At 64.7% G+C, this 479-nt stretch carries 1 protein-coding gene; it reads left to right on the top strand.

Going from position 1 to position 479, the window contains the following annotated elements; genetic code table 11:
* The coding region (locus tag LG396_RS38910; protein WP_225798330.1) for an acyl carrier protein at positions 1-479 on the top strand (479 nt) is incomplete at both ends.

Here is a 479-nt window from a genome sequence, read left to right as displayed (position 1 = left end):
GATCTGGTGCGTTCGCATGCTGCGGTGGTGTTGGGGCATGGGAGTGCGGTGGCGGTGGAGGCGGAGCGTGCGTTTCGTGATGTGGGGTTTGATTCGTTGACGGCGGTGGAGTTGCGGAACCGTCTGGGTGCGGCTACGGGGTTGCGGTTGCCGGCGACGTTGGTGTTCGACTATCCGACGCCGGTGGCGTTGGCGGGGTTTTTGCGGGCTGAGTTGTTGGGGGATCAGGCCGCGGTTGGGGTGGGTGCGGGTGTGGTGGGCCCGGTGGTGTCGGGTGTGGTGGATGATCCGGTGGTGATTGTGGGGATGGCGTGCCGGTTCCCGGGTGGGGTGGAGTCTCCTGAGGATTTGTGGCGGTTGGTTGATGCGGGTGGGGATGCGATTTCTGGGTTCCCGGTGGATCGGGGGTGGGATCTTGAGGGGCTTTATGATGCGGATCCTGATCGGGAGGGGCGGAGTTATGTGCGGCAGGGTGGGTT

The organism is Streptomyces aculeolatus (assembly GCF_020400605.1).
GTDB classification, from domain to species: Bacteria; Actinomycetota; Actinomycetes; order Streptomycetales; family Streptomycetaceae; genus Streptomyces; species Streptomyces aculeolatus.
This window is presented reverse-complemented; position numbering and strand designations above follow the sequence as displayed.